Raw genomic sequence first — 8,222 nt, 5'->3', positions numbered from 1 at the left:
TGGCCGACTCGGTGGCCACGATCCCCTGGGCCGTCTTCTGCATCACGGCGCACACCGCCGTGCCCTCGGTCTGGTACGCCAGCCCCCCCGACAGCGGCTGGTCGGTCGACAACATCGCGCCGCAGGTGCCGACCGCCTTCAGCGTCGCCTACGGTCCGAGCACCAATGCACTGACCTGGGACGCCTGCCCCGACCGCGACTTCGCGTACTTCCGGGTCTACCGCAGCGCCTCCACGGGATTCGAGCCGGCGCCGGAGAACCTGGCGCACCTCACCACGGACATCGGCTGGACCGACGCCGACACCGGTGGCCTGGTCTGGCACTACAAGCTCACGGCCGTGGACGACGCGGAGAACGAAAGCGCGCCGGCTTCGGCACAGGGAGCGGTCGGTATCGACGAGCCGTCCCTGCCGCGCGCCGTCGCGCTGCATCCCGTCGCGCCGAATCCATTCAACCCGGCCACCGCGATCGCGTTCGACCTGGTGCAGGCCGTGCGGGTGCGGCTGGAGATCTTCGACGCCGCGGGCCGCCGGGTCCGCGTCCTGCTCGACGAAACGAGGGCCGCGGGCGCGCACCGGGCGCGTTGGGACGGGACCGGCGACGACGGCCGGGCCGCGGCCTCCGGCGTCTACTTCTGCCGGATGGACGCCGGGGCGTTCCAAGGGACGCGGCGGATGACGCTGGTGAGGTGAAGCCGGTCATTGCGGGCGCGTATCAGACATGAGTGGAGCCTGGGTCCCCGGCCCAGGCTCCCTTTTCTTTGGTACCGGGTTCCGACAACGTCCGTCAGCGAATGGTCAGCAGCGCGACAAGGCCTCACGCCTGCCTTCGTTGACCGCCGCCTCCAACTCCTGGGTACTCGGCAGCAGCACCTCGTACCGCGTCGCGAGGATTCGCCTCTCCCCTTCCGGCAGCGTCATTCGCACCACCGCGTCGTTCTTGCGCGAGCACAGCGCAATGCCGACGGCCGGCTGCTCGTGGGCCTCGCGCTGGGTGCGGTCGTACCAGTTCACATACATCTGCAGCTGGCCGAGGTCGCGGTGGGTCAACTTGCCGAGTTTCAGATCGATCAGCACGAAGCACTGCAGCAGCCGGTTGTACAGCACGAGGTCGACGAAGAAGTGGTCGCCGTCCAGCGTGATGCGCTTCTGACGTGCGACGAAGCAGAATCCCCTGCCGAGTTCGAGCAGGAACTCCTGCAGGTGGTTGATGATCGCCTGCTCGAGGTCGCGCTCGCGCCAATGCGGGCGCTCGGACAGGCCGAGGAACTCCAGGACGACCGGGTCCTTGACGATGTCCTGCGGGACTGCGATCTCCTGCCCGCGTTGGGCGAGAGCGAGGACGCTGGCCTTGTCGCGGCTGGCGGCGAGGCGTTCGAACAGAAGCGAGGCGATCTGGCGTTCGAGTTCGCGGCTGGACCAGCCTTCGCGGGCGGCTTCGATCTCGTAGTAGGAGCGAGCGGCGGCGTCCGGCACACTTGAGAGCAAGCGGTAGTGCGCCCAACTGAGCCCAGGGGAGAACCTCAAAGGAACGGGGGAAGTCGATTCCGTCCGCAGCGCGGACGGAATTATTTGAACATCATTCTCATTAATGGCAACCTGGGTGTTCCGCGCCGTGATCCGATCTGCGTATTGAATGTAGAACTGCCGCATTCGCTGGAGATTACGGATACCGAAGCCGGCCCCAAAACGATCGGTCATTCGTTCCGACAGATACTCCAGTACTTGTTCTCCGTAAACGGCTCGCTTGTTTCCCTGCTGTTCGACCAGAACGATTTCCCTTCCGACCTCCCAGTAGGCTTGAACCATGGTCGAATTGACTACCCTCGCAACACAGCCGCGTGCTCCGTCGATGATCGCGGCTATCCGTCCGAACAGGACATCCGCAGCGACACCCGCAGAAGCACTTGTCGCCGGCAGTTGCCGGTTGTCATCGCTCATGACGCTTCCTCCAGATGATTCACTCGGTGTCCTGGGGTCGAAGGGATAAGACACCATGACCGCCCGTAGTCACACGGAGCCGAATCACCCAGAAAGGTTCGTACCATTGGTGCTGAATGTTGGACGCCGGGGTGGATCTATCTTGGTGGAGTATCTTCAGGATGACCGGGTCACGTATGCAGAACCGGCAACAACGCCTCGAAATCCACATTCCCCCCCGACAGGATGATCCCCACCCTCCTGATCCCCGGCCGCGCCTTGAACTCCTCCGACAGCACCGCCGCCAGCGGCACCGCCGAACTGGGCTCGATGAGCAGCTTCGCGCGCTCCCAGGCCAGGCGCAGGGCGCGCAGGATGGCGTCGTCGTCGACGGTGACGATGCCCGCGAGGTGGTCGCGCAGGATGGGCCAGGTGAGTTCGCCGAGGCTCGTGCGCAGGCCGTCGGCGACGGTGCGCGGGGCGGTCTGCGGGATGAGGCGGCCGGCGGCGAGCGAGCGCGCCGCGTCGTCGGCGCCCAGCGGTTCGGCGCCGAAGAGCAGCGTGCCCGGGCGGCGAGCCCGCACGGCGAGGCAGGTGCCGGACATCAGGCCGCCGCCGCCGACCGGGGCGAACACGGCGTCGAGGTCAGGGACGACTTCGAGCAGCTCCAGCGCGGCGGTGCCCTGGCCGGCGATGATGCGCGCGTCGTTGTAGGGATGGACGAAGACGCCGCCGGTCTCCGCCACGACGCGCGCGGCGGTCTCCTCGCGGGCGGCGAGGGTCGGGGCGCACTCGTGGATGACGGCGCCGTAGCCGGCGACCGCGGCGCGCTTGACCGCGGGCGCGCCGGTCGGCATCACGATGTGGGCGGGGATGCCGCGGCGGCGCGCGGCCAGGGCCAGGGCCTGGGCGTGGTTGCCGCTGCTGTGGGTGACGACGCCGCGGGCGGCCTCGGCGTCGGACAGCAGGGCCACCGCGTTCGAGGCGCCGCGGAACTTGAAGGCGCCCACGCGCTGCAGGTGTTCGCACTTGAAGAAGAGCTCGCGCCCGGCCAGCTCGTCCAGCGTGCGGCAGGTGGCCACCGGCGTGCGGTGGACGACGCCGCGCAGCCGCTCGGCGGCCGCGCGGACGTCGTCGAACGTCGGTGAGCCCGTCACGTCAATCCCGCCTCGTGAGCACGGACGACACGAAATCGGGCAGGGCGGCGGGGTCGGTCTCGCGCTCGGTCAGCAGCGAGTGGCAGGCGTCGCAGTCCTGGCTGATGGCGCGGCCGTCCTCGCTCAGGTGGCTGTCGTCGTGGCAACGGAAGCAGCCGCTCTCGTCGATCTCGCCGTGGAGGTCGACGTGGCCGAGGTTGCTGGGGTAGGAGCCCCAGGTCACGTTCATGCGCGGGAATACGTTGCGCGCGATGATCGTCGCCAGGACATCGGCCGTGGCGCCCTGCTGGGCCTGCATCGCGGCGAGGTCCTCGGGGTGGTCCGCGGCGTAGAGGGAGTCGAGGTAGGCGGCGACGCGCCCCGCGGTGTCCCCGCCGGGCGTCACGTCGAACAGGGCCCGCTCCGCCGCCGCGCGCAGCCAGGGCACGCCGCGGTCGAGCAGGCCGTCGGTGAAGGCGCGGTCCAGGGCGCCGCCGGGCAGCTCGTAGATGTGGGTCGGCCGGTTGTGGCAGTCGATGCAGTCCATGACGCGCCACTCGCCCGCCGTGTCCGCGGGGTCGGCCCCGTCGCGCAGGTAGCGCACCTCGCCGTCGGGGGTCTTCTGGACCACTTCGACGATGTCGTTGCGCTTGTCGTCCAGGGCGCGGTAGCGCACCTCGTTGCCGCGGTCCACGTGCCAGTGCACGCCGGTGGCGCGCACGCCCGGCTGCGGGTTGCCGCCGACCTTGATCACCAGCGCGGTCACGCTCGGGGTGTTGTCGCGGTCGGTCTCGACGTGTTCGCGCACCACGAGCTTCGAGCCGTTGAACTGCTCCGGCCAGTGGCAGGCCTCGCAGGTCTCGCGCGCGGGGCGCAGGTTCTCCACGGGCGCGGGGATCGGCCGCTGGTAGCTGTTGCGCATCACGGCCACCACCTGGCGCAGGCCCGACAGCTTGGCCTTGACGAACCAGTCGGCACCCGGGCCGATGTGGCACTTCACGCAGGCCACGTTGGCGTGGGGCGAGCGCTCGTAGGCGACCCCCTCGGGTTCCATCACGACGTGGCAGACCTTCATGCAGAACTCGGTCGACTCGGTGTAGTGGTAGGCCTCGTAGCCGAAGCTCGCCGACATGATCAGGCCGAGCACGGCCAGGAACCCCACCAGCAGGACCTTGCGCAGGAACTCCGGCCCGCCGATCTCGATGGCGACGGTCTTCACCTCGCCGCGGGCCTTGCGGCGGCGCTGGACGGCCGCGCCGACCAGGATCAGCGCCACGCCGCCGACCAGGATCGCCGGCAGCAGCATGAAGGTGACCATGCCCACGTAGGGGCTGGTCGGCCGCTCGAGCAGCACGTTGTAGACGTTCAGCACCAGCGCGCCCAGCAGCAGCGCGACCGAGACGATCGCCAGCAGGCTGCCCAGCGTGGTGATCCAGTTGGCGTAGAAGAAGGGCACGCGGCGGGCGAACCAGCGGGCGAGGGCCGAGCGGCCCCGGGTCGACGGTTCGGCCTGGCCGGCGGGGCGGGGATCGGGCATGTCGGACCTTCCCGGCAAGGGGGCGGGGCGGAGTCGCTGTTCGCATCCTAGCCCGGAGGCCGGGTAGGCACAAGCGGCGCCGCGGGATGGCGAATACCCATCGAATTAGTGGGATTTATCCGGCGGTGGCAAGCTCGTTGTAGAGGGTGTCGCGCAGGACGGGTTCGAGGCCGACGCCGCGGATGAAGGCCTCGATCTCGTCGCGGGTCATGCCCGTGCCGGCGGTGCCGCCGGCGGCCAGGGTGATGCGCTCGTCCGAGATCGTGCCGTCGAGGTCGTCGGCGCCGCAACGCAGCGCCAACTGGGCGACCTCGCGCCCGAGCATGACCCAGTAGGCCTTCACGTGGGGGACGTTGTCCAGCAGCAGGCGCGACAGGGCCACGACCTTGAGCTTCTGGATCAGCGTGGGGCCGGGCAGGTCCGCGAACTTGGTGCCCGCCGGGTGGAAGGCCAGCGGGATGAAGCACTGGAAGCCGCCGGTGCGGTCCTGCTGGTCGCGCAGCATGAGCAGGTGGTGGACCCAGTGGCGCGGCTCCTCGACGTGGCCGAAGAGCATCGTGCAGTTGGTCTTCAGGCCGGCCTCGTGGCACAGGGCCGCCACCTCGAGCCAGCGTTCGCCCGACATCTTCTTCGAGGCGATCCGGTCGTGGATCTCGGGGTGGAAGATCTCGGCGCCGCCGCCGGGGCAGCTGTCCAGGCCGGCCTCGCGCAGCGCGGCGATGGTCTCGGGCACGGTCAGCTTGCCGATCTTCGCCAGGAAGTCGATCTCCACCATCGTGAAGGCCTTCAGGTGCACGGCGGGGAACGCCTGCTTCAGGGCGCGCAGGATGTCCAGGTAGACGGGGAACTTCCAGCGCGGGTGCAGCCCGCCCACGATGTGGAACTCGCTGGTGCCGGGGATGAAGTCGCGGCGGGCCAACTCGACGCACTCCTGCGGGCTGTAGCTCCAGGTGCCCGGGGCGTTCGGATCGTCGGCGTAGGCGCACAGCTCGCAGCCGACGTAGCAGACGTTGGTCGGGTTGATGTGCCGGTTGACGTTGTAGAAGACCTTGCGCCCGTGCATCCGCTCGCGGACGGTGTGGGCCAGCCAGCCCAGCAGCGGCAGGTCGTCGCTCGCGGCCAGCAGCAGGCCGTCGCGCTCGTCGAGGCGGGTTCCCGCGGCGATCTTGCGCGCGACGGGGGCCAGGGGATGGGAATCGGGGATCATCGCGCCTCCCGGCGTCGTCCGCGGCCGGGCCTCAGCGCTCGTCTGCGCTCCCGGACAGCTTGATCTGCGGCAGCAGGGTCGTGTCGAACATCTGCTTCTGGCCCGATTCCACGCTGCGGATCTCCTCGATGCCGCGGCGCAAGCCGGCCAGCACGCTGGTGACCTCGACGTTGCCGTAGCGGTAGCCGAAGTGGCGCAGCTTCTCCATGGCCTCGATCATCTTCTGCTCGCCCTTGCGCGGCTGTTTGGCCATGACCAGCTCGAAGCCGACGGCGGCCTCGTGCAGGCCCATCCAGAACAGCTCGTCGCGGCCGACGGCGCCCTTGAGCCCCTCGGCGGTCAGCGCGACCGAATCGACGTAGCGGCGGTTGTTGAAGGCCTCCACGGCCCGGGTCAGCAGATCGGCGCTCATCTCGCTCCTTCGTCAGGCGTTCTGTTCCTCAGACGTCCCGGCCGTCGTTCATCACGTCCACGGGCAGGTAACGGTCGGCCTCTTCCTCGAAAGCCAGCCGCCGGATGTCCTTCATCCGCTCGATGTAGACCCGGCCCTGGAGGTGGTCGCACTCGTGCTGCATGACCACCGCCTGGTAGCCCTCCAGGTCCTCCTCGACGACCTCGCCGTCCTCGTCGAGGTAGCGGACGTGCACCGCCGCGGGACGCTCGACGTAGCCGCGCATCCCGGGCAGGCTCAGGCAGCCTTCGTACATCCCGAACTGCTTGTCGGTCGTCGGGGTGATCTCGGGGTTGATCACCACGCGCACCAGCGGCGTGCCGTCGTCGTCGGTCTCGCCGCCGACCAGGGCCAGCTGCCTCGAGACGTGCACCTGCGGGGCGGCCAGGCCGACCCCGTTGTACTCGTCCATGGTCTCGAACATGTCCTGGATCAGCGCCTGGATCTCCGGCCCCGCGATCTCCTGCGGCGGGATCGGGTCGGCGACCCGGCGCAGGACGGGGTGGCCCAGGCGGGCGACCTTCAGGATGGCCATGGAAACCCTCCGCGCGGCTCCCCGGGGGGCGGGCCGCGATCCTCGAAAATATGCCCCATCCGCGCCGAACCGTTCCGGACGCCCCACGTTAACGCATCGGCGGCCCGGCCGCAAAGCGGGTTCCGGCGGTCGCGCCCGCGGCCGTCGGTTCAGTGGCCGGCGTCCGTGCGGCCGGCGTCGGCCGCCGCCGCCGAATCGGGCGCGGCGGGGGCGGGCAGGCAGTGGCCGCAGTACCACAGCTCGGCCTGCCGGACCATGTCGGCTTCACCCATCGTCATGCCGCAGGCGGCGCAGACGTGCTGCTCGCCGGCGGGTTGCTCGGCCTGGCGGACGGCGCAGTGGCCGCAGTACAGCTTGCCGCCGACCAGCGTGGCCTTATCCTTGGCGACGGCCATGCCGCAGTCGGCGCACGTCGCGGCTTCGGACTTGGGGCCGCAGCCGGCGGCCAGGATCGCGCAGCAGACCAGGCAGGCCAGCGCGGCGGGGAACAAGGTTCGCTTCAAGGGTCCTCCTCCTGCGTCCTCGACGTGATTCGATGCGCGCATTGTACGCACGATCGCCTTCCAGTTCCAGGTACAGTCGAATGGAGCCCCGATGAGCGCCGCGCCCAAGCCTCCCGCCGGCTTCCCGTTCCCCGAGGGCCTGCCTCCGGTCCTGCTGGCCCAGCTACGAGAGCACGGCCGGGCGGTGCGGCTCGCCGCCGGCGACACGTACCTGCGCGAGCGCGCGGCGGTCGAGTCCTTCGCCCTGGTCCGCAGCGGGGTGCTGCGCGTGTTCAAGACGGGCGAGAACGGGCGCGAGATCACGCTCTACGGCGTGGGGGCCGGCGAATGCTGCACGATCAACGTGCTGTGCCTGCTCTCGGGACAGCCCAGTCCCGCGGCGGCGGCGGCGGAATCCGCGGTCGAGGCGATCATCTACCCGCGCCGCCTCTTCCTGGACTGGATGGCCGAACACGAAGCGATGCGCTCCTTCGTCTTCGGCATCCTGGCCGACAAGGTCGGCGACATGATGGCCCTGATCGAAGAAGTGGCGTTCCAGCGCATGGACCGCCGGCTCGCCGCCTACCTCGTCGAGCGCGGCGGGACCGCCGGCTCCGTCCTGGAGTGCACGCACGAAGCGGTGGCCGCCGACCTCGGCACCGCCCGCGAGGTCGTCAGCCGCCTGTTGAAGTCCTTCGAACAGCGCGGCATGGTGTCGCTCGCGCGCGGGCGCATCCGGATCGAGGATCCGGCCGCCCTGCACGAAGCCGCCCTCTGACCTTTCCTCGGTCCCGATTTACCATCGAGCAAAACATTGCCTGTTATCACAAGTATTTGTGACAAAGTCACGGCCGCACGCTTCCGGCGCCCCTAGCGTGGTGATGGAACATCGCCCGCTCGAACGTCGGGAGACCGTCATGACGAGATTCGCGGACACCCCGGATCGCGACCACCT

Annotated in this window: 9 protein-coding genes; 2 read left to right on the top strand and 7 right to left on the bottom strand. The window is 69.4% G+C overall.

Annotated elements, in window-relative coordinates:
* On the top strand, nucleotides 1–692 hold a 692-nt coding region (locus Q7W29_07260; GenBank protein MDO9171610.1), incomplete at its 5' end, for a FlgD immunoglobulin-like domain containing protein.
* Between the two features lie 105 nt (nucleotides 693–797).
* Here Q7W29_07260 and Q7W29_07255 read toward each other — a convergent pair.
* The 7 genes from Q7W29_07255 to Q7W29_07225 form a co-directional block, all read right to left on the bottom strand.
* Nucleotides 798–1,940, bottom strand: coding sequence for a PDDEXK nuclease domain-containing protein (locus tag Q7W29_07255; GenBank protein ID MDO9171609.1), 1,143 nt, complete (start codon nucleotides 1,938–1,940; stop codon nucleotides 798–800).
* A gap of 170 nt (nucleotides 1,941–2,110) precedes the next feature.
* Nucleotides 2,111–3,076, bottom strand: a complete 966-nt coding sequence (locus tag Q7W29_07250) for a pyridoxal-phosphate dependent enzyme (GenBank protein ID MDO9171608.1) — start codon at nucleotides 3,074–3,076, stop codon at nucleotides 2,111–2,113.
* A gap of 1 nt (nucleotide 3,077) precedes the next feature.
* Nucleotides 3,078–4,592 (bottom strand): NapC/NirT family cytochrome c, encoded by a 1,515-nt coding sequence (locus Q7W29_07245; protein ID MDO9171607.1) that lies wholly within the window; start codon nucleotides 4,590–4,592, stop codon nucleotides 3,078–3,080.
* 115 nt (nucleotides 4,593–4,707) lie between these two features.
* Nucleotides 4,708–5,799 (bottom strand): aminofutalosine synthase MqnE, encoded by a 1,092-nt coding sequence (mqnE, locus tag Q7W29_07240; GenBank protein ID MDO9171606.1) that lies wholly within the window; start codon nucleotides 5,797–5,799, stop codon nucleotides 4,708–4,710.
* Between the two features lie 31 nt (nucleotides 5,800–5,830).
* A complete protein-coding gene (locus tag Q7W29_07235; protein ID MDO9171605.1) occupies nucleotides 5,831–6,211 on the bottom strand; it encodes a hypothetical protein in 381 nt (126 codons plus the stop codon).
* 28 nt (nucleotides 6,212–6,239) lie between these two features.
* Entirely contained in the window at nucleotides 6,240–6,785 is a 546-nt protein-coding gene (gene def / locus Q7W29_07230) for a peptide deformylase (GenBank protein MDO9171604.1), read from the bottom strand.
* Between the two features lie 149 nt (nucleotides 6,786–6,934).
* Nucleotides 6,935–7,288, bottom strand: a complete 354-nt coding sequence (locus Q7W29_07225; protein ID MDO9171603.1) for a hypothetical protein — start codon at nucleotides 7,286–7,288, stop codon at nucleotides 6,935–6,937.
* A 91-nt stretch (nucleotides 7,289–7,379) separates the two neighbouring features.
* Here Q7W29_07225 and Q7W29_07220 point away from each other — a divergent pair, with 91 nt between their 5' ends.
* Nucleotides 7,380–8,045 (top strand): Crp/Fnr family transcriptional regulator, encoded by a 666-nt coding sequence (locus Q7W29_07220; protein ID MDO9171602.1) that lies wholly within the window; start codon nucleotides 7,380–7,382, stop codon nucleotides 8,043–8,045.
* Nucleotides 8,046–8,222 lie beyond the last annotated feature (177 nt).

This window comes from bacterium (genome assembly GCA_030654305.1).
In the GTDB taxonomy this organism is placed as follows: domain Bacteria; phylum Krumholzibacteriota; class Krumholzibacteriia; order LZORAL124-64-63; family LZORAL124-64-63; genus PNOJ01.
This window is presented reverse-complemented; position numbering and strand designations above follow the sequence as displayed.